Annotated in this window: 24 protein-coding genes; 12 read left to right on the forward strand and 12 right to left on the reverse strand. The window is 60.2% G+C overall.

From position 1 onward, the window contains the following. Positions 1-158: 158 nt before the first annotated feature. On the forward strand, positions 159-1,070 hold the full coding sequence (locus NMB39_RS12325; protein ID WP_046068540.1) for a LysR substrate-binding domain-containing protein: 912 nt from the start codon (positions 159-161) through the stop codon (positions 1,068-1,070). Between the two features lie 119 nt (positions 1,071-1,189). Here the strand turns inward: NMB39_RS12325 and argE are convergent, their stop codons facing one another. From argE to NMB39_RS12350, 5 genes are all read right to left on the reverse strand, one after another. Continuing rightward, a complete protein-coding gene (gene argE, locus NMB39_RS12330; protein ID WP_494339160.1) occupies positions 1,190-2,335 on the reverse strand; it encodes an acetylornithine deacetylase in 1,146 nt (381 codons plus the stop codon). After that, entirely contained in the window at positions 2,332-3,009 is a 678-nt protein-coding gene (locus NMB39_RS12335) for a DUF1028 domain-containing protein (protein ID WP_057025635.1), read from the reverse strand. The genes argE and NMB39_RS12335 overlap by 4 nt, the downstream gene beginning before the upstream one ends. Before the next feature lie 11 nt (positions 3,010-3,020). Beyond that, complete coding sequence (locus tag NMB39_RS12340; RefSeq protein ID WP_057025636.1) at positions 3,021-3,431, reverse strand: RidA family protein; 411 nt, start codon at positions 3,429-3,431, stop codon at positions 3,021-3,023. Between the two features lie 23 nt (positions 3,432-3,454). Next, entirely contained in the window at positions 3,455-4,786 is a 1,332-nt protein-coding gene (locus NMB39_RS12345) for a flavin-containing monooxygenase (protein WP_494339159.1), read from the reverse strand. A gap of 202 nt (positions 4,787-4,988) precedes the next feature. Beyond that, entirely contained in the window at positions 4,989-5,591 is a 603-nt protein-coding gene (locus NMB39_RS12350; RefSeq protein ID WP_057025638.1) for a LuxR C-terminal-related transcriptional regulator, read from the reverse strand. 101 nt (positions 5,592-5,692) lie between these two features. Here NMB39_RS12350 and NMB39_RS12355 point away from each other — a divergent pair, with 101 nt between their 5' ends. Next, positions 5,693-7,306, forward strand: a complete 1,614-nt coding sequence (locus tag NMB39_RS12355) for an ATP-binding response regulator (RefSeq protein ID WP_057025639.1) — start codon at positions 5,693-5,695, stop codon at positions 7,304-7,306. Here NMB39_RS12355 and NMB39_RS12360 read toward each other — a convergent pair. After that, positions 7,296-7,631 (reverse strand): hypothetical protein, encoded by a 336-nt coding sequence (locus NMB39_RS12360; RefSeq protein ID WP_046068533.1) that lies wholly within the window; start codon positions 7,629-7,631, stop codon positions 7,296-7,298. The genes NMB39_RS12355 and NMB39_RS12360 overlap by 11 nt on opposite strands. Positions 7,632-7,806: 175 nt before the next feature. Between NMB39_RS12360 and NMB39_RS12365 the strand changes: the two genes are divergently transcribed. Both NMB39_RS12365 and NMB39_RS12370 read left to right on the forward strand, forming a co-directional pair. Next, complete coding sequence (locus NMB39_RS12365) at positions 7,807-8,289, forward strand: GNAT family N-acetyltransferase (RefSeq protein WP_494339158.1); 483 nt, start codon at positions 7,807-7,809, stop codon at positions 8,287-8,289. A gap of 421 nt (positions 8,290-8,710) precedes the next feature. Further along, positions 8,711-10,242 (forward strand): IS3 family transposase gene (locus NMB39_RS12370; RefSeq protein ID WP_494339157.1). Its coding sequence is split into 2 segments (ribosomal slippage): positions 8,711-9,152 and positions 9,152-10,242, totalling 1,533 coding nucleotides; the frame shifts between segments, so codons are not numbered across the junction. Positions 10,243-10,486: 244 nt separating this feature from the next. Here the strand turns inward: NMB39_RS12370 and NMB39_RS12375 are convergent. Both NMB39_RS12375 and NMB39_RS12380 read right to left on the reverse strand, forming a co-directional pair. Beyond that, positions 10,487-10,969, reverse strand: coding sequence for a copper chaperone PCu(A)C (locus NMB39_RS12375; RefSeq protein ID WP_306958136.1), 483 nt, complete (start codon positions 10,967-10,969; stop codon positions 10,487-10,489). Further along, positions 10,969-11,577: an SCO family protein gene (locus tag NMB39_RS12380; RefSeq protein ID WP_494339156.1), complete on the reverse strand. Its 609-nt coding sequence runs from the start codon at positions 11,575-11,577 to the stop codon at positions 10,969-10,971. The genes NMB39_RS12375 and NMB39_RS12380 overlap by 1 nt, the downstream gene beginning before the upstream one ends. Positions 11,578-11,771: 194 nt before the next feature. Here NMB39_RS12380 and NMB39_RS12385 point away from each other — a divergent pair, with 194 nt between their 5' ends. The 3 genes from NMB39_RS12385 (at position 11,772) to NMB39_RS12395 (ending at position 13,043) form a co-directional block, all read left to right on the forward strand. After that, positions 11,772-12,155, forward strand: coding sequence for a DUF2946 domain-containing protein (locus NMB39_RS12385; RefSeq protein WP_494339155.1), 384 nt, complete (start codon positions 11,772-11,774; stop codon positions 12,153-12,155). 62 nt (positions 12,156-12,217) lie between these two features. After that, the gene (locus NMB39_RS12390; protein ID WP_367236493.1) at positions 12,218-12,763 is read left to right on the forward strand and encodes a putative natural product biosynthesis protein; all 546 of its coding nucleotides are present in this window, start codon (positions 12,218-12,220) and stop codon (positions 12,761-12,763) included. A 73-nt stretch (positions 12,764-12,836) separates the two neighbouring features. Then, the gene (locus NMB39_RS12395; protein ID WP_043050413.1) at positions 12,837-13,043 is read left to right on the forward strand and encodes a PLDc N-terminal domain-containing protein; all 207 of its coding nucleotides are present in this window, start codon (positions 12,837-12,839) and stop codon (positions 13,041-13,043) included. 158 nt (positions 13,044-13,201) lie between these two features. Here the strand turns inward: NMB39_RS12395 and NMB39_RS12400 are convergent, their stop codons facing one another. The 3 genes from NMB39_RS12400 to NMB39_RS12410 all read right to left on the reverse strand — a co-directional run bounded on the left by NMB39_RS12400 (position 13,202) and on the right by NMB39_RS12410 (position 15,095). After that, positions 13,202-13,678, reverse strand: coding sequence for a PA2171 family ribosome-binding persister protein (locus tag NMB39_RS12400; protein ID WP_043050414.1), 477 nt, complete (start codon positions 13,676-13,678; stop codon positions 13,202-13,204). Positions 13,679-14,000: 322 nt separating this feature from the next. Further along, a complete protein-coding gene (locus tag NMB39_RS12405) occupies positions 14,001-14,561 on the reverse strand; it encodes a type 1 glutamine amidotransferase domain-containing protein (protein WP_057025066.1) in 561 nt (186 codons plus the stop codon). A 30-nt stretch (positions 14,562-14,591) separates the two neighbouring features. After that, on the reverse strand, positions 14,592-15,095 hold the full coding sequence (locus tag NMB39_RS12410; RefSeq protein ID WP_043050416.1) for a DUF4142 domain-containing protein: 504 nt from the start codon (positions 15,093-15,095) through the stop codon (positions 14,592-14,594). A 196-nt stretch (positions 15,096-15,291) separates the two neighbouring features. Here NMB39_RS12410 and NMB39_RS12415 point away from each other — a divergent pair, with 196 nt between their 5' ends. From NMB39_RS12415 to NMB39_RS12430, 4 genes are all read left to right on the forward strand, one after another. After that, a complete protein-coding gene (locus NMB39_RS12415) occupies positions 15,292-15,516 on the forward strand; it encodes a hypothetical protein (RefSeq protein ID WP_057025067.1) in 225 nt (74 codons plus the stop codon). A gap of 1 nt (position 15,517) precedes the next feature. Beyond that, positions 15,518-15,949 carry a hypothetical protein gene (locus NMB39_RS12420; protein WP_057025068.1) on the forward strand — a complete coding sequence of 144 codons (432 nt, stop codon included), beginning with the start codon at positions 15,518-15,520 and terminating at the stop codon, positions 15,947-15,949. After that, complete coding sequence (locus tag NMB39_RS12425; protein WP_231989024.1) at positions 15,946-16,692, forward strand: DUF72 domain-containing protein; 747 nt, start codon at positions 15,946-15,948, stop codon at positions 16,690-16,692. Before NMB39_RS12420 ends, NMB39_RS12425 begins: the two co-directional genes overlap by 4 nt. A gap of 81 nt (positions 16,693-16,773) precedes the next feature. Further along, entirely contained in the window at positions 16,774-17,934 is a 1,161-nt protein-coding gene (locus tag NMB39_RS12430; RefSeq protein WP_494339154.1) for an alpha-hydroxy acid oxidase, read from the forward strand. 192 nt (positions 17,935-18,126) lie between these two features. On the opposite strand, the gene NMB39_RS12435 is transcribed toward NMB39_RS12430, so the two are convergent. Further along, complete coding sequence (locus NMB39_RS12435) at positions 18,127-19,053, reverse strand: alpha/beta hydrolase (protein ID WP_494339153.1); 927 nt, start codon at positions 19,051-19,053, stop codon at positions 18,127-18,129. Positions 19,054-19,237: 184 nt separating this feature from the next. Here NMB39_RS12435 and NMB39_RS12440 point away from each other — a divergent pair, with 184 nt between their 5' ends. Then, complete coding sequence (locus NMB39_RS12440; RefSeq protein WP_057025071.1) at positions 19,238-19,825, forward strand: NUDIX domain-containing protein; 588 nt, start codon at positions 19,238-19,240, stop codon at positions 19,823-19,825. The last annotated feature ends 166 nt before the right edge of the window (positions 19,826-19,991 follow it).

Raw genomic sequence — 19,991 nt, forward strand, 5'->3', positions numbered from 1 at the left:
CGCGGGGAGGTAAATTAGTAAGTTTGTTGCTATAGACCTTAAAAAAAGTATCTCGCGCAGATTTTTGCTCCGGTATGTTGCATGGGCTCGAATCGATGAAAAAAGCGCGATTTTTTCGCACTTGTTTGGGGCGAAATCCCACGTTTATGGAGGTGCCGATGGCTGCCTATAACCTGCGCCAGCTCAGATATTTTGTGACCACGGCCGAATGCGGCAGCGTCGCCGAGGCGTCGCGCAAGCTGTATATCGCCCAACCGTCGGTGTCCACGGCGATCAAGCACCTGGAGGAGAGTTTTGGCGTGCAGCTGTTTATCCGCCATCACGCCCAGGGCGTTTCGCTCACCCCCAGTGGCGCGCGTTTTTATCGCAAGGCCCTGGAGCTGTTGCGGGTGGCCCATGAGTTCGAGCAGAACGCCCTGGCGGACAATGATGTAGTGGCGGGGCAGATCGATATTGGCTGCTTTGAAACCGTAGCGCCGCTGTACCTGCCGCGTTTGATCGCCGGTTTCAAGGCGCGCTGGCCGGGGGTTGAGATCCGTATTCGCGACGGCGAGCAGCAGGAGCTGGTGCAGGCGCTGACGGCAGGCAGTATCGATGTGGCGATGCTGTTCGAACACGACCTGGGCGGCACCATCGAGACCACGCCACTGATGCCGCCGCAACAGCCTTATGCGTTGCTGCCGGCCGATCACCGTTTTGCACAACAGGCCAAGGTGTCCCTGGCCGACCTGGTGCTGGAGCCGATGATCTTGCTCGATGTGCTGCCCAGCCGGACCTATTTCGTGAGCATCTTTGAAGAGCGCGGGCTGACGCCGAATATCGTGTTCAGCTCGCCGTCCATCGAGATGGTGCGCGGCATGGTGGGGCGCGGGTTCGGGTTCTCGATCCTGGTGACCAAGCCGTTCAGTGAGTACACCTATGATGGGCAGAAGGTGGTGTGTATTCCGTTGGCGGAAACGGTGACGGGGTCGGGGTTGTCGGCGGTGTGGCTGAGGCGGGCCCCGCTGACCAAGCCGGTGCAGTTGTTTGTGGATTACTGCCGTGAAGAGCTCGCACGGTTACTCGGCTGAACGCAGGACCCAATGTGGGAGGGGGCTTGCTCCCGATGGCGGTGTGTCAGTCACAGCTGCTTTCACTGCCACTCCCTCATCGGGAGCAAGCCCCCTCCCACATTGGATCTGTATTTTCTTCAAATCTGAATCGAGTCCAGCATCCTTCGCAGCATGGCATCGCAGCCGTCGAGCTGTTCCACATTCACAAACTCATCCGGCTTATGCCCCTGGTCCATGCTTCCCGGCCCGCACACCACGGTGGGTATGCCCACGGCATCGAACAGCCCGCCTTCGGTACCAAACGCAACGGTGCCAAAGTCCCGCGAGCCCGAAAACGCCGCGATCAACTCCGCCGCCTGGCTACGCTCGTCGGTAACTAAGCCGGGGTAGGCCGACAACTCGGTAAACCTGATCGAACTCTGCTTGCTCACCGCCTGCATGCGCGGCAACACCTGCTGCATCGCATACGCCTGCAACTCCTCGGCCACTTCGCCCGGGTCCATGGCGGGTAGGGCGCGTACTTCGAAATCGAAGCGGCAATCGGCGGGCACGATGTTCAACGCCTTGCCACCGCTGATCATGCCGGTCTGTACCGTGCTGAACGGCGGATCGAACCTTGGGTCCTGGCGCGAACGCAAGCGCTGGCCAATGCGCCCCAGCTCGCCGATCAACTCGGCAGCGTGTTCAATCGCATTCACTCCCGAGGGCGCATACGCCGAGTGGCATGCCTCGCCATGCACGTCGCAACGCATCGCCAACTTGCCCTTGTGGCCGAGCACGGGTTTGAGCTCAGTCGGTTCACCGATGATGCACAGCATCGGTTTTACCGGGCGCTGCTCCAATACCGCAAGCAGCGAGCGCACACCGAGGCAGCCGACTTCCTCGTCATAGGACAGGGCGATATGCACCGGCAGGCGCAAAGGCGTCTTGACCAGCTCCGGCACCAACGCCAGCACACAGGCGATATACCCCTTCATGTCGGCAGTGCCGCGCCCGAACAGTTTGCCGTCGCGTTCGGTCAACTCGAACGGCGGCAGCGTCCAGGGTTGCCCGTCCACCGGCACCACGTCGGTATGCCCCGACAGCACGATACCCGGCAACTCCACCGGGCCGACGCTGGCAAACAGGTTGGCCTTGCTGCGCTGCGCGTTGCAGACGAGTTCACTGGCTACACCAAACCCGGCGAGGTAATCGCGCACAAACTCGATCAACTGCAGGTTGGATTCGCGGCTGGTGGTGTCGAACCCCACCAGCATGCGCAGCAATTCGCGGCTGCGGCTCATCGGTCGTCTCCGGCCACGCCGTAGCCGGGGGAGCGGTCGGGGGCGAGGGCGCGGTCGATATAGTCCTGCACTTGCGGGCGGTAGGCGTCCCAGAGTGATTGAAGTTCGCCAATGGGGTTTTCATCGGCCCAGTCCACACGCAGATTGATGATCGGCCAGGTCAGCTCGCCCACCACCACCAGCGCGGCAGAGTGCACCGGACCGGCTTCGCCACCGGCGGCGATGGCGGCATGCATGGCCGCCAGCAGCCGGTCTGCCAGTTGCCCTTCACCCTGTTCGAAGGCTGTGACCATCGCCGTGATGACTTCGCGGTCGGCAAGCATATTGCCCGCCGCCACGCATTGCTCGCCCGATACCGCATGATGGGTGCCCAGGGTCTGGCTGCCGCTGAAATGCACGCTGCGGCCCAGGTGGTCAATCGCCGTCACTTGCCGGTATTGGCTGTAGCCGTTGCGCGTGAGGGCTTGGTCGAGGGCCTCGGCCGGGGCCAGGCCCTGTTCCAGCAGGTCGAGCACGTCCGGGCCGAGGGCAGGCAGGGTGATGTTCTGGGTCGACACTGCGCCCACACCGGGCCGCAGCCACGGGCAGCGGGCGCCCACGGCGATGCTCGATGAGCTGATGGCGATGCCCAGCTGGCCGGTTTCCGCGCAACGGCCGACGATGGAAAAGGTCATGGCTAGCCTCCTTATTCTGGAATAACCGCGATCACGTCGATTTCCATCAGCCACTGCGCCTGGCCCAGGGCCGAGACCACCAGCCCGGTGGAAATCGGGAACACGCCCTTGAGCCACTTGCCGACTTCCTGATATACCGGCTCGCGGTAGCGTGGGTCGATCAAATAAGTGGTGGTCTTGACGATATGGCTGAGGTCGCTGCCGGCTTCCTCGAGCAGTTGCTTGACGTTTTTCATCGCCTGCTCGGCCTGGGCGCGGGCATCGCCAAGGCCCACCAGGTTGCCGTCGAAATCGGTACCCACCTGGCCGCGTACATACACGGTGTTGCCGGCGCGCACTGCCTGGCACAGATCATTGTCCAGGCTCTGGTTGGGGTAGGTTTCTTTGGTGTTGAACATGCGGATACGAGTGTGGGTAGGCATCAAAAAACTCCAGGAAAAAGTGCTCAGGCGCTGACAGGGGTCTGGTGGGCAACCGGTGCGGGTTCGCGGTACTCAAGGTACTGACGCTGGATGGCAATGTGGTCGGCCACGTATTTGGCGTCGTGCCACACACCCCAGATGAATGACGAACCACGCCGCGATTGCCACGGCAAGCCGAGGAAGTAGATGCCCGCTTCACTGGAGACCCCGCGCTGGTGCTGGGGCTTGCCGGCGGCGTCGAAGGCGTCGACTTTCAACCAGCTGTAATCCGTGGCAAACCCGGTAGCCCAGATGATCGTGGTGATGCCGGCCTCGGCCAGGTCCAGTTGCAGGATCGGGTTCTTGATGCATTCGGCATCGGGAAACACGCGACGCGCTTCGGGCTCCAGCGGCAGGTCGAGGCCGTTGCGCTCGATATAGGCGTCAGCCGCATCCAGCAGGGCCAGGTAGTTTTCGTCGCCGCGTGCCAGGTTTTCCACCAGATTGGGCTGGAAGCTGGCCACGTTGCCGTCAAAGGCTTGGGTCAGGCCGACCAGGGTCATGCCTTGCTGGGCCAGTTCACGGAAGTCGATGGTCTTGCCGCCGTGGGCGCCGCTGACCGCGATGGTCACGTGCTCGCGGCCGGGCTTCATCGCCACCTGGTCCCATTCACCCAGCACCCCCAGCCACCAGCAGAAGTCGCGGTTGCGATAGGCGCGTGGCGGGCGGTCATGGGCGCCGACCGACAGGTACACCTGGCGCCCGGCGCGCTGCAATTCATCGGCAATCTGCACCCCGGAAGAGCCGGCGCCCACCACCAATACCGCGCCCGCCGGCAGTTGCCCGGGGTTGCGATAGTCGGCGGAATGGATCTGGTGCAGCGCGATGTCTTTCGGCGCGATGGCCGGAATCACCGGCTTCTGGAACGGCCCGGTGGCAGCCACGACGCGGTTGGCTTCGATCACACCTTCACTGGTGTGCACGGTAAAACCGGGGCGGCCGACGTTGCGTACCACTGAGGTGACGTCCACCCCGGTGCGGATCGGTGCATTGAACTTGCGTGCATAGGTTTCAAAATAATCCGCCACCGTCTCTTTGGGCGCGAAGCCATCGGCGGGCACATCATCGAATTCCAGGCCAGGGAAACGGTCATGCCAGGCCGGGCCGTTGGCGACCAACGAATCCCAGCGCCCGGTGCGCCAGCGCTCGGCGATGCGGCTGCGCTCCAGCACCAGGTGCGGCACGCCTTGCTTGCTCAGGTGCTCGCTCATGGCTACGCCAGCTTGACCCGCTCCCACTACCAGCGTGTCTATTTTTGTTATTGCTTGAGTCATGTGTCTGTCCTTGCGTAATGCAGTTGGATTCAGCTTGGGCATGACGTCAAGTTAGGGGGCGGGCGGTGATTAATAAAATATTATTAAGCTGGGAAGTGAGCATAAATATCGGATGCAGAGCGGCGCCTGACTGATGCGACTCGGTTTAATGCGGGAGGGGGCTTGCTCCCGATGGCGGTGGGTCAGTCCCAGATGCATTTACTGAGACTCCTCCATCGGGAGCAAGCCCCCTCCCGCATTTGACCTACAACTCTCCGGAATACTTCACTGCTGCTGCCGCCCGTGACGGCACGTCCAGCGTGCGCAGCAGCGATGACACATGGATACGCACGGTAAACGGCGAGATATCCAGGGCCTTGGCAATTTCCTTGTTGGTCTTGCCCTGGGCAATCAGGCGCAGCACTTCCCGCTGGCGGGTGGTGAGGGTGTGGGTGCCCAGCGGCAGCAGGCCCGAAGGCGCGAACTTGACCAGCACTTCGCCGTCGCGGATCGCCAGCAACGCCTGGCCGATCTCGTCAGGGGAGATGTTCTTGCCGATAAAGCCGTCCATGCCCAGGGCCATGACCTGTTCGATCAGCGCGGCGTCGTCGACCATCGACACCACCACCAGGGTAGTGCGCCGCAGTTGCTGGCGCAGGTCGGCCAGCTGGCTGATGCAGGTCAGGCCAGGGAAGCGCAGGTCGAGGATCAGGGTGTCGACTTCGCCGGCCTCGCGCAGCAGCGCATTTACCGTGGCCAGGTCGCCGGCCTCTTTCACCTGGGCATCGGGCAACAGGCGTTGCACGGTACGCGCCATGCCTTCGCGAAACATCGGGTGGTCGTCGGCGATGATGATCCGGCCGGTCATGGTGTGCTCCTTCCTGGGGCAAGGGTGTGCTGAGGCATGTTACTTTACCTGCGGGGCCAAGGGCCCCTTGCTTCTACTGATGATATGTCAAGGATATGACTATGGGTCTCGAGACCAACTCTGAACTCGACCAGGCTAACCTGCGCATTGTGGTGGCCACCATCGCCATTGTGTATATCAGCCTATTGGGTTTCCTACCCGGGCACTCGCTGGACACCTACCTGCCGGTGATCCTGTATATCTTCCTGTTCCTGCTGGCGTCCATCGTGTTGCGCCAGGTCATCGCACGCTGGCCCGGGCATTACCCGGCGCGGCGCATCTTCGGCATGCTCCACGACTACACCGGTACTTCGTTCGGCCTGGTGGTGGGCGGTGAAGCGGCGTTGCCGCTGTATGCGGTGATGGTTTGGGTGAACCTGGGCAACGGCATGCGCTACGGTTCGCGCTACCTGGCGATTGCCACGGGGCTGGCGTTGCTGGCGCTGTTGGTGGTGTACCAGCTCACGCCGCTGTGGCAGGCGCAGCCGTTCATGGTGCTGATGCTGATGATCACCAGCACGGTGATCCCGGTGTACGCCCATATCCTGCTGGAGCGTACGCGCAAGGCTTCCGAAGAAGCCATCGCCGCCAACCTGGAAAAATCCCGTTTTCTCGCCCAGGCCAGCCATGACCTGCGCCAGCCGATCCACTCCATCGGCCTGTTCACCGCCTGCCTGCGCGAAGCCCGGCTGGGGGATGACGAGCGGCGGCTGGTGGATAACATCGACCGTTCGCTGCTCAACGTGTCGCAACTGTTCCGTTCGATTCTTGATCTCTATACCCTCGACAATGGCCGGCTGCTGCCCAAATACCAAGTGATCCACCTGGGCGACTTCCTCGCCGACCTGATGCGCCAGAACGCTGAAGCCGCACGCTGGGCCGGCGTTGAGCTGCGCTTGCGGCCTTGCACCCACTGGGTACTGGTGGACCCGGGTATGTTGGCGACCATGGTGCAGAACCTGCTCTCCAATTGCTTCAAATACGCTGCACAACGGCCAGTGCTGGTCGGCGTGCGTATTCGCGATGACGGCCTGGTGGTGGAGGTGCATGACCAGGGGCGGGGGATTGCCAGGGAACATCTGTCACAGGTCTTCGAGGAGTTCTACCGCGTGCGTCAACTGCGTGACAAGGACGTCGAAGGCGTTGGCCTGGGGCTGTCCATCGTCAAGCGCCTGGGGCAATTGATGGGGTTGCGCGTGAGCCTGCGTTCGCGGGTGGGCCGTGGCACCTCAGTAAGCCTGCATGGCCTGGCACTCGCCACTGCGCCGGTTCAACCGGCATTGCGCGCCGATGCGCGCCAGGCCGGCCTGCTCACGGGTTTGAAAGTGTGCCTGGTGGAAGATGACCACAACGTACTGCTCGCCACCCAGGCCCTGCTGGAGCGCTGGGGTTGCGAGGTGCAGGCCGAGTCCAGTGGGCAGGGCCTGGTCAGCGACTGCGACATCATCGTCGCCGACTATGACCTGGGCAACCACGCCACCGGTATCGAATGCATCGATCAGCTACGCCAGCAACGTGGCTGGGCGGTGCCGGCGTTGATCCTCACCGGTCATGACGTGGAGAAAATCCAGGCTGCGTTGCACGATCGTCAGATCGCAATACTCTCCAAGCCGGTGCGCCCTGCGGAACTGCGCGGCAGGTTGCGCGACCTCAGACGGGAAAACATTACTGCATGAATGGCGTCAGTCCGTTGCCACGTGCGCCTTTGGGCTGGCAGTAGGCGGCAGGTTTCATCAGGCCAAAGCTGGCGATTGCGAACGCACCGCCGCTGGCACCGCTGGGTACGGAGCAGTTGTATTCGCCGGATGCGGTGTTGGCCACATAGTAGGTGGTCATGGAGTCGCTGCGCACATTGGAGATACGTTTTACCGGCTCGCCCAGGTTGGTCTCCGACAGCGTCTTGAGATGGTCTTCGGTGGGCTTGATATTGCTGCAACCGGCTACGCCGATGATCAGGGCGCCCAGCAGGGCAAGGCGAGTAACGGGGGAGTGGAGTTTCATGGTGCTTCTTCCTTGGGGTTGTTTTGGTTTTTCCGACGCACAACGAACCCGCGCGCAATGGATGCGCGGTGCCGAAGGAGCGTTGGAAGTGCCGGGGAATATAGCGCCGCAGGTGGGAAGGGTCGATTAGCACAAATGGGCTAATGGCAAATTGAGGTCACACAAGGACATCGCAATGCTGGAGATAACCCGTGCGACACCCGAGGACGCCAACTGCGCGTTTGACATCCGCCGCGACGCCATCCTTGGCCAGTGCATTGGCGCCTACAGTGCCGAGCAGATGGCGCTTTGGACGCGGGGCAAAGCCGCCGATGGCTATGACACGCTGATGGACAAATTGTTTTACCTGGGGTGGGTGAACGGCGAGGCCGTCGCAACCGGCATGCTCGATCTTGATAACAATGAAGTGGGGGCGTTGTTCGTGCGGCCTGGGTTCACCGGACGTGGATATGGCAAGGCGATGCTTGATCATTTGGAGGACGTTGCGCGACTGAGGGCCATTGAAGAGGTGATGCTCGATGCAACCTTGAATGCGGTGAGTTTCTATCGGGCGTGTGGTTATGTGGGCGATGAGCAGGCGGTGTATCACTCGCCGTCGGGGCTGGTGCTGGCGTGTATTCCGATGGTGAAGCGGCTGCGTGTCATGACTCTGACATAGCGCAGTTGCTCAAACTGATTTATGGAGATCCAAATGTGGGAGTGGGCTTGCTCCCGATAGCCATGGGTATCTACACAGCTCTGACGTAGCGACCGTCAGTAACCACGATGCGAAGCGAGCCGCTCTTGATCTTGATCTGCTTTTGATCCTAGGCGCCCCGTTAAACCACGCTGGCCGGAATTCGACAGGGATTTGGGGGGTAAACCGGCAGGGATGCCGGTTTAGCCGCCCCGCGCCATGGATGGCGCGTGGCGGCGGCCTCCCAAATCCATGGCGGATTACGGGCACACCGAGCCTGGGCGAGGTGCCGAGTGGTGGGGCAAGAGCCTTTTGGTTACTTTTGGGCTCTTCCCCCCGTGTCAGCCTATCTGTCACCTCTGATGTTTGACTCAATCATTCAAGGGGGCGAAGGTGTTTGGCAATGCCGAAATGTTATGACAATGACTTCAAAGATTGGGCGGTTCTGCAAATGATGCCGCCCCTTAATCGAGCGGTGGCAGAACTCGCCGTTGCAATCGGCGTCACCCCACAGTCACTACGAGATTGGAGACAAATGGCTAGAGATAAAGGTTTGGTCGTTCCAGGCAATAACAAGACAAGTGATCAGTGGTCCAGTACCGATAAGTTTAATGCCGTTATGGAAACCGCACCGTTGAGCGAGGTTGAGCTTTCTCAATACTGCCGAATCAAAGGCATTTATCCTGAGCAGATTCAACAATGGCGCCTAGCGTGCCAGAACGCCAACGACACACTTGATCCTCAGCCCTCTAAGAAGCAATCCGTCGAGCAAACAACAATTAAGGAGCTTGAGCGGCAACTGCTTCGCTCCGACGCTAATCGCAAGGAGGCGGTGGCTTTGCTGGAGCTCAGAAAAAAAGCCAATGCGATTTGGGGCAAGGACGAGGAAGACTGATCAGCGCCTCCGATCGTATACAGGTTTTAGGGCTGATCGCCGAAGCAGTAGCCAGTGGGGCGCGCCGATTTCGGGCGTGTAATGAACTTGGGCTTTGTCTGCGGACAGTCCAGCGCTGGCGAACCTGCGCAGTAGACAGACGCCAGACAGTCCAGCGCGAAGCGCCGCCAAACAAACTTAGCGCTCTAGAGCGTCAGGCTGTTTTGGATGCCGCCAATCAACCTGGTTATGCGAGCCTGACACCGCATCAAATCGTCCCAAAACTAGCGGACGAAGGCATTTATTTGGCATCGGAGTCCACGTTTTATCGGGTGATGAGAGAAGCGAATCAGAACACACGCCGTGGTCGAGCGAAGGCGCCCAAGCGCAGAGTTTTGACCACACATCGTGCCGACGGCCCTAATCAGGTGTGGTGTTGGGATATCACTTGGTTACCCACCACCATCAAGGGCCGTTTTTACTACTGGTACATGGTCAAGGACATCTACAGCCGCAAGTTGGTGACCAACGAAGTACATGAGTCCGAATGTTCAGAACATGCTTGTGCACTACTTGAAAAGGGATGTTTACGGGAGCATACCGCGGGTCGGCCGTTGATTCTGCACTCGGACAACGGGCATGTGATGAAGGGCTCGCTGCTGCGTGAAAGCATGATCTCGCTGGGTGTTGAACCGTCCTTCAGCCGCCCTCGGGTTAGCAACGATAACGCATACGCCGAAGCGCTTTTCCGCACAGCCAAATATTGCCCGCTGTGGCCAGACCAGCCGTTCGACGACCTGACTCAAGCGAGGCTCTGGGTGCAGAAATTTGTTGAGTGGTACAACGAAGAACACCGCCACAGCGCCTTGAAGTACGTGACGCCGAACGAGCGCCACGAGGGTAAGGCGCCGGCTTTGCTGCTAGCCCGCAATGATCTGTACAAGTCCGCTAAAGCGGCTAATCCCAGCCGCTGGAGCGGGGACACACGTAACTGGCAGCTTGCAGAAGCTGTTTATCTGAACCCGGAGCGACCGGATGCTAAGGCCGCAATGGGTTGCTAAAACAGTAGTAAGGCGACAGATACATTGACACGTACCGTCTTTTCAAAAGTGACCCGCTGTAAAAGCGGAACCAATAGTGGCCGTTGCCCAAATAACGGATATGTACTCGGTCTGATCCAACATTCTGGTCGGCTGTCAGGCCGCCATCGGGGGCAAGCCCCCTCCCACATTTTGACCGAGTTTGACGTTTCGAACTGGTCGGCTTTGAGGCCACCACTGGATCAAGTTCGCTCCCACAGCCCAATCAATGCATCTTGCTATGGTCCATCTTGCTGTGGTCCATGCCATCCAGGCCACGGGCGGCAGCCTTTACTTCAACCGTCTGCTTTTCACCCTTGGCATCCTGCACCGTAAGGGTCAGCGGCACCTGGTCGCCTTCCTTGATCTGGCCGGTCAGGCCCATCAGCATCACGTGGTAGCCGTTCGGGTCGAGCTTGACGGCTTTGCCAGCAGGCAGGGCCACCGAGTCCACCGGGCCCATGCGCATCACGTCGTCCTTCATGCTCATTTCATGGATCTGCACGTCCTTGGCCACCGGCGAGGCCACGCTGAGCAGCCGGCTGTCGCTGTCGGCGGTCACGGTCATGAACGCACCGCTGGACGGTTGGCCCGGCACGGAAGCGCGCACCCAGGCGTCTTCGACCAGTACCTGGGCGCTGGCGTGGGCGGCGAGGCCCAGCAGGGTGAGGCCGAGGGTCAGGCGCTTGAGATGTTGAACGGCAGTCATTAGCAGACCTCCATGACGGTGAGCAGGTCTTCTGCACACTCTTGAGCGGTAAGGGATGCCTGCAAGCCAAGGCGCAGGTTGCCACGGGTGTCGAACACGAAACTGGTGGCGGTGTGGGACAGGGTGTAGGTATCGCCGGCGGGGATCTTTTCATAAAAGATCCCGAATTCCTTGGCGGCCACGGCGATTTCTTCCTGGGTGCCGTAGAGCGCTTCGAAGCTGGGGTCGAAGGCCTTGACGTATTTGTCGAGGATTTCAGGGGTGTCGCGCTCGGGGTCCAGGGTGATGAACACCACCTGCATGATCTCACCGTCGCGGCCCATCAGCTTCTTGGCCTGGGCGGCGCGGGCCAGGGTCGTCGGGCAGACCGCCGGGCACTGGGTGAAGCCGAAGAACACCACCGGCATCAGGCCTCGGTACGAACTCAAGGTGACGGTTTTGCCGTCGGTATTCTTGAGCTTGAAGGTGCGGCCCATGATCTTGTCACTGAGGTCCTTGCCGTATTTGAAATTCAGCTTGGGGCTGTAGTCACAGCCGCCCAGCAGGCTGCCCAGGCCCAACAGGCCCATGCCGGTCAGCACTTTGCGGCGGGTGAATAACGTACTCATTAACTGTGCATCCTGTGAAACGCCTGCATTGCTCTGGATCTACACATCAGGCTTTGAAAGCCAGGCTTTGAAACGTAGAAACGAGGAGGGCCCACAGTCTAGCAACCCTGGCTGACCGGCGTAATCTGCGACGTTCTGCCACAGGGGCGCGCCGCACTTCAACCTTTTGCGGCTTCGGTGGTAGAGTCGCCGCCATGAAATTGCGCCATTGTGACCGTTCGCTGATCGCCTGGGCCCTGTACTTCTCCGTGCTGATGAACCTGTTCGCCTGCGGTTTGGGGCATGGCCAGATGATGGGCCAGCAACTCAATGGCATCGGTGGCCTGTTCTGTTCAGCCGACGGCGGCCAGTCGCCCATTTCCGATAAAGGGTTGGCTAACCCGAATTCCAGCAACATCTCGAACTACTTTGCCTGCCCGGTGTGCAGCGCCGTTACCGTCGCCATCGTCTTCCTGATCGGCCTGGCCTGGCTGTTGGGCCTGGCGCAATCCCCGCGTCCAGCCCATGAACGGCGCAATAAGGCGCCACCGCGTTACTCCTGGCCCTCGGCCAACCCCCGCGCTTCCCCAGACTTCTGACGTGTGCCTTGGGCCCCCTGTGACCAGGGGGCGTTCTATCGTCACGACTGTGAGTGCGACCCATGAATCATCAATTGCCTGCAGGCGCCAACCGCCTGGTCAGCAAGGCGTCCCGCCGCCTGCGCAGCGAGCCGGCGCTGCCCGACTACCCGAGTAATTCCCGCTGTTTCGTGCACCTGGATGCACGCTTGCTGCCCCATTGGCACACGTTGTTTGATATCTGCCCGGCACTGCTCAAGCTCGACCCGCCGGAGGGGCTGAACCTGTTCCGCAGTTTCATGACCTGGGCCTACCGCAATCAGCCGGCGCTGGATTGGACCTACCACCTGAGCGTGTGCCGCTGGCTGCTGGGCTCGACTTACCGGGCGCAGATCGACGACGAGCCTATCGAAGCCTTTATGGCAGCCTCGGCGGCGTGTTGGGTCAATACCGATCAAAGCCAGGCCCTGGGCATAGTGCTGGCCTGGCAAGGTACAAGGGTTTTCGATTGGAAGGGCGCACCATTACTGGGTGCCGAACGCCAGGCGTTGCCCGACCCGGCAGGGGACTTTGCCTGGTGTCCATTGACTCGCCAGGCGCGTTTCGGTGGTTGGTTGCCCGTGCCTTGAGACGCTGCGCGAAATCGAATGGAACCCTGAGGCCAGATACTTGACCTAATGCATAGACCTCAGGAGGTGATTCATGCAAGTAGACTATATCTGGATCGTATTGGCGGTGATTCTGCTGCTGGCGGAATTGTGGGCAATCAACGTCGTATTGCGCAGCACCGGTGGTTGGGAGAGCAAGGGGCTGTGGCTGGTGATCCTGATCTTCGTGCCGTTGCTGGGCTTGATTGTGTGGGCGCTGTTCGGGCCCAAGCGCGAGATGGCTTCAGCGCGTAAAGACTGAGGCGCAGCTTGGCTACAGACTGTGTTTGACAATGCCCCGTATTGGACGATACGGGGCATTGTTGTAATAGCGGCAGGAAAACCCCAGCGCGCAGTCGCTACTGGGCTGGGGGTCTCTAGAGTGACTTGGCGCCATGACTGAACACTGTGTTTTGAACCTCAGGCCGCCAGCGGTTTGCTGGCGTGGGCCTTTTTATAGGCCGCTTTCATCGCTTCCATTTCAGCGCCCAGTTCGTCAAGCACCGCCTTGCCGAGCAATTTCCTGGCCTGGGGGAACATTTCCGTTTCTTCCTCTTCGATGTGGTGCTCAAGCAACTCCTTGACCACTTTGACCCGCCCGGAAAACTCGGTGGATGACGGGTCGGTCTGCTTCAGGTCGGGCAGCACCAGCGAGTCGACGGTGCGGTGCTCTTCCTTGGCTTCGTGGTACATGATGTCCTGCTCCTTGCCGCCAGCTTTGCGGAAAGCGGGGTAGAGGATTTCCTCTTCGAGCTGGGTATGCAGGGTGATTTCCATCTCGAGCTTGGCCAGCAACTCGGTACGCTTTTTAACCCCGCGCTCGGTGGATTCGCTCAGTTGGGTCAGCAGGGTCTTTACGCGTTCGTGGTCGGCTTTGAGAAGGTCGATGGCATTCATGTAGAACCTCACGGTAGTGGACGGGCGTGTCGAAATGCACGCCGCGTAGTCAGGCTATTGCATCAGGCGTACCAACTTTTGCTTCGGTAGATTTATGTTTAAAATCAAGTAGATATAAGTTAAGTAATGATTGGCTTTCGTGCAGCTTGCATGGTCGGCCTCCCGCAGGATTGCACAATGCTGCCCAGGTCAAAATGTGGGAGGGGGCTTGCTCCCGATAGCGGTAGGTCAGCTAGCCTATGCTTCACTGACCCACCGCTATCGGGAGCAAGCCCCCTCCCACATTTTCAGCTCCAGCGTCCTGGAGATTTTTATCTCGTGATCAGCCGGCAACAGCCTTGGCAATCGCCTCGTTGAACGCTGGCAAGTCGTCCGGCGTACGTGAGGTGATCAAGGTCCAGCCGTTGGCCTTGCACTCCTTGACCTGGGCATCGACCACACCCGCGGCACCTGCGTTTTCAAGGTCGATGCGCACGCTTTTATAGGCAGTCAGGGTCTTGCCCTTGACCACGCCGGCATCAATCAGCGCCCATGGCCCGTGGCAGATGGCCGCGATGGTTTTGCCGGCTTCGGCGAAGTCCTTGATCAGGCGCAGCGCTGCGGCATCCTGGCGCAAGGTATCGGCATTCACCGTGCCGCCCGGGATGACCAGCGCATCGAAGTTGCCGCTGACCACATCCGACAGTTGCACGTCGGACTCCACGGTCCCGTCCTTTTCGGTATCGCCGACGAAGGTCTGGGTGGTGCCGCCTTTGCTGGAAGCGTGGGTCACGGTGGCGCCGTAGCCCCGCAGGGCTTCCAAGGGTTTGAGCAGCTCGTCGCGCTCGATGCCGGTATTGGAGGTGATGATCAGGATTTTCTTACCGTTGAGTTGTGCACTCATGAGCGGATATCTCCTGTGTGGGTGAGTGGGTTACTTGGCGTATTTGCTTTGCAGCTCCTTGGCCATTTTCAGGTGTTTTTCCAGGGTCGGCAGCTTCTCGCTGGCAAAAGCCTTCAGCTCGGCGTTGTCCGAGGAAGTCGATTCTTTCTTGAACAGTTCGACGGCTTCTTCATGGGCATTGACCTGGTTGTTGGCATAGGCCTTGTCGAAGGATTCGTCGCGCATCTCGAGAATGGCTTTCTTGGCCTTGTCCATGAGCGCGGCATCATCCGGCACTTCAAGATCATGTTTCTTGGCCAGTGCCATCAGTTCCTGGTTGGCCTTGGTGTGGTCGTCGACCATGTGCTGGGCGAAGGTCTTCACGTCAGCCGAACTGCTTTTTTGCAGGGCGAGCTTGCCGGCCTCGACTTCGGTGATACCACTCTGCGCGGCCTTGTCGACGAAGTCATTGGAGGTCGCCGCCATGGCAACGGAAATCGAACCCGCAGCCAGTGCGAAGGTCAGGCCCATCTGTTTCATCAGCTTGCTAGTCATGGTGAATCTCCTTATGGATGACGTGATGTCGTTACCTGAGTGTTGAGCCGGCGGCCGCGCAAAAGGTTTAAATTTTTTTTGCGTTTTTTCGCCAGCGGTGACGAGGGCAATTTCCTTGAACTATCGAATTACGGCGGGCTCTGCTGCATAAGTGCCTGCCGATTTTCGCAGGCTCGCATCTGCCAGGAGATACACCGTGACTGACGCCAAGACTGCCGACAAAACCCCCAACCCCATCAGCTCCGAAGACGCCCAGACAGGTGCCGAAAAACCCGTCAAGGGACAGACCCTCGGGCATCCGGACCCAAAGACAGAAACCGTCGACAAGGTCCTGACCCCGACGTCGATCAAGGATACCGAGCGCCAGACTGACGCCATCAATGAGCAGGCCGACAAGGCTGAGCGCAAGCTGGGTCATTGAGATGGCCAAGTCGATCACGGCGTCTGAACTCGGCATCGAACTCAAGCCCGATGATGACGCCAGCCTGTTTAAATGGTTTATCGCCAGCTTTCTGATGGGCAAGCGTATCCAGGCGCCGATTGCGGCCCAGGCGTATCGGGTGATTATCGAAGAGGAGGGCCGCGATACTGCGCGCAAGCTGCAGCATTGCACCTCCCGTGAGCTGGTTTCGATGTTGGGGCGTGCCCACTACGTACGCTACGACGAAACCACCGCCCAGCGCCTGTTGGACCTGAGTGCCAAATTGAATGCCGAGTACGCGGGCAAGATCACCCAGATCAAATACGCCAGCGAGGACCGTCACGCTTTCGAACAGCGCCTCGGCGAGTTTGACGGGGTCGGGCCCAAGACCATCGAGATTTTCATGCGCGATGCAGCCAAGGTGCTGTTTTGACGGCACCTGTGTATGTGGGATGTGCGGGGTGGAGCCTGCCGCGCGAACACTGGGCGGCGTTTGTCGAAGAGGGCACTCATCTGCAGCGCTATGCCTCGCGTTTCAACGCGGTGGAAATCAACAGTTCGTTTTACCGTCCGCACCTGCCCAAGACCTATACACGCTGGGCGCAATCGGTGCCATCGGCATTTCGTTTCTCGGTCAAGGTGCCTAAGCGCATTACCCATGAACTGCGCTTGCAAGGGTGCGCTACCGCGCTGGATGAGTTCCTTGAGCAGTGCCTGCATCTGGAGCAGAAGCTGGGCTGCCTGCTGGTGCAACTGCCGCCTTCGTTGCGCTATGAACCGGCGTTGGCCACAGGTTTTTTCACTGCACTGCGCCAGCGTTTTGCCGGCGCCGTGGTGCTGGAGCCGCGTCACCCCAGTTGGCTTGACGCCGAGGCCATGTTGCTGGACATGCAGATAGGCCGGGTAAACGCCGACCCGGCCGTCATCGACCCAGGCGCCGGCTGGCAAGGCGTGCAGTATTGGCGCTTGCACGGCTCGCCGCGCATTTATCACAGCGCCTACGGCTTGCAGCGTGTGCAGGCCTATGCACGGCTGCTGGAGCCGTCGGCTGCGGCGGGTGTTCCCACTTGGTGCATCTTCGATAATACGGCCAGCGGCCATGCGGTGATGGACGCTCTTTTGATGGTGAACAGCGAACATCTGGTTATGCCGCACGCTGCACCTCCTAGCCAATAAAACGTTGGTTGCGAGCCAGTGGTTGGCTGCACAGCCGATCGCCGGTTAATCTCTTCCCTCAGTTCAGGGAGAGGTGACCCGATGTCGTTGATCACAACCATCGAAGACTTACGCAAGCTGGCGCAGAAACGTGTGCCACGGATGTTCTACGACTACGCTGATTCCGGTTCCTGGACTGAGAGCACCTATCGCGCCAATGAGAGTGATTTTGCGCGCATCCAATTCCGCCAAAGGGTGGCGCGTAATATCGATGAGCGTTCAATCCGCGCCACGATGATCGGCCAGGACATGGCCATGCCCGTGGCCCTGGCGCCCACCGGCCTGGCGGGCATGCAGCATGCCGATGGCGAGATTCTTACCGCCCGTGCCGCTGCCGCATTCGGGTTGCGTTATACCTTGTCGACCATGAGCATCTGCTCCCTGGAAGACATCGCCGAGCATGTCGGCCAGCCGTTCTGGTTCCAGCTGTATGTGATGCGCGACCGCGAGTTTATCGAGCGGTTGATCGAGCGCGCCAAGGCTGCCGGGGTGGATGCGTTGGTGCTGACCCTTGACCTGCAGATACTCGGGCAACGCCACAAGGACTTGATCAATGGCCTGTCGGCACCACCCAAGCTGACCCTGCCGAATATCCTCAACATGATGACCAAGCCGCGCTGGGTAATGGGCATGCTCGGCACCCAGCGCCGTGGTTTCGGCAATATCGTCGGGCATGTGAAGGGCGTGGCCGACATGAGTTCGCTGTCGTCCTGGACCGCCCAGCAATTCGACCCGCGCCTGAGTTGGGACGATGTGGCGTGGATCAAGAAATGCTGGGGCGGCAAGTTGATCATCAAGGGCATCCTCGACGTGGAAGATGCGCGGCTGGCGGCCGATTCCGGCGCCGATGCGCTGGTGGTAAGCAACCACGGCGGTCGTCAGCTGGATGGCGCGCCGTCGAGCATCAGCCAACTGCCGGCGATTGTCGAGGCCGTGGGCAAGTGCATCGAAGTGTGGCTCGATGGGGGGATTCGCTCCGGCCAGGACGTACTCAAGGCCATCGCCCTGGGGGCCAAGGGCACCATGATCGGTCGCCCGCACCTGTATGGCCTGGGTGCGATGGGCGAGGCGGGCGTGACCAAGGCGCTGGACATCATCGCCCGAGAGTTGGACGTGTCGATGGCGCTGTGTGGCTATAACGATATACGTGATGTGAACCGCGAGATTTTGCTGCCCGGGAGCTTTCCTGAATGTGTTGCCTGAGCAAAAAAATCGTAAAAAAATAAAAAGAGTTGTCCACGAAAACCGTGGGTATCTCTGTGGATAACTTTACGAAGGCCCGGCAGCGTTGGCGATTTCAATGCAGGTCATTATTTGATCAACTTCTGTTTCGGGCCAGCATGGGCAGGGTTTGCGCTTGACAGCCAAGCGCGAACCCAGTGCCGAAAAGCCTGTTTATGATGCGTTGTCGCGCGCTGTGGAGTGAGTCACCACCGGGTCGGGCATCCTGATACGCATCAGCCTGTCCAGTGCCTGGCCATAGCTGCGCCCGGCCAGGCTCATGCTGTTGTTATGGCTGGCGCCCGGTACCAGCAACAGATGCTTGGGCTCCTGGGCGGCTTCAAACAACTGCTGGCTGAAACGCGGTGGCACGTAGCGGTCGTCGAGGCCGTGGACCACCAGCAACGGCATGTGGATATCGGCAATCTTGTCAATGGAATCGAACTTCTGCGACAGCAACCAGCGCACCGGCAAAGAGGTATTGCTGACAGCCGTGGCCACATCCGCGAGGGAGGTGAAGGTGGATTCGATCACCAGCCCACGTACCGGCAGCGGCACCTGCTTGCCCAGTTCGGCGGCCAGGTCGATTGCCACCGCGCCACCCAGGGAATGCCCGTAGATCAGGCGCTTGCCCGGGTCCGGTTGCAGGGTCTGGAAGCGCTCCCAGGCGATGCGTGCGTCTTCGTACACCGTGGTTTCCGAAGGCAGGTCGCCGTGGCTTTGGCCGAAGCCGCGATAGTCGATGGCCAATACCGAGAAGCCCAGGGCATGCAATTGCTCGATGCGAAACAGCTGGCCTGTGAGATTCCAGCGCACCCCGTGCAGGTAGAGGATGGCCGGCGCCTCCTTCGTCGCAGCCGGGTACCACCAGCCATGAATGTTCTGCCCCGATTTGAAATTGGCGGGCCTGAGTTCGAATTCCTGCACCGCCTTGGGCAGGCCGGTGTACCAGCCGGCAGTCCCCGGCTCGATGCGAAACACCAGCTCGCGTTCCTTGTGTTGCAGCACGGCGCAGCCGACGGGCAGGCCGACGATCAGCGCAGCCATGCACAGCAAGGGCAGCCAGCGCAGGCCCAGGCGGGCGATAAAGCGAGAAGACATGAAAGCTCCAGGACAAAAGCGAAGCACGGGTTTTACCAGATGGCCCGAGCGCGCAGGCATTAATGCGACGGTTGTAGCAGAGCAAAGTGTTACAGCATTGAACAATCCAGGCGCAGGTTGTTAGGGTGGTCGGCTCAACGGCAGCCATCGCCACTGAACCTGTTCCCACCTGCATAGGCCCACTATGGACAACAGCCCCGTTCGCATCACCGCCGAAGAAACCCTCTCGGACAGCTGGTACCTCTTGAAAAAATACAGCTTCGACCTGCGTCGCCGGGATGGCAGCTGGCAAGCCCAGACCCGCGAGGTGTACGACCGTGGCAACGGCGCGACGATCCTGCTGTACAACCGCGGGCAACGCACGGTGCTGTTGATCCGCCAGTTCCGCATGCCCACCTTCGTCAACGACTATCCCGGCTACCTGATCGAAGCGGCGGCCGGCTTGCTGGATAACGCCAGCCCTGAAGAACGCATCCGCCTGGAAGCCGAGGAAGAGACCGGGTATCGCGTGGGGCATGTGGAGCAAATCTACGCGGCGTTCATGAGCCCAGGCTCGGTGACTGAGCGGATTCACTTTTTCATGGGCGAGTATCAGCCGGGGGATCGGGTGGGTGCGGGCGGCGGCCTGGAAGAGGAGGGCGAGGATATCGAGGTGCTCGAACTAGGCTTCGAGCAGGCACTGGAGATGGTGCAGAGTGGGGATATTGTGGATGGCAAGACAATCATGTTGTTGCTGCACCTTGAACTGAAGATGCTGAAAGAAGGCTGGTGAGGGAGCTTGCTCGCGCAGCGGCCCGACAGCCGCCGATGATCCCACTGACGCACCTGCGATCCAATGTGGGAGGGGGCTTGCTCCCGATGAGGGAGTATCAGGCAACGCATCTAGGACTGACCCACCGCCATCGAGAGCAAGCCCCCTCCCACATTTTTTACCGGGT

Source organism: Pseudomonas sp. FBCC-B545, assembly GCF_059134095.1.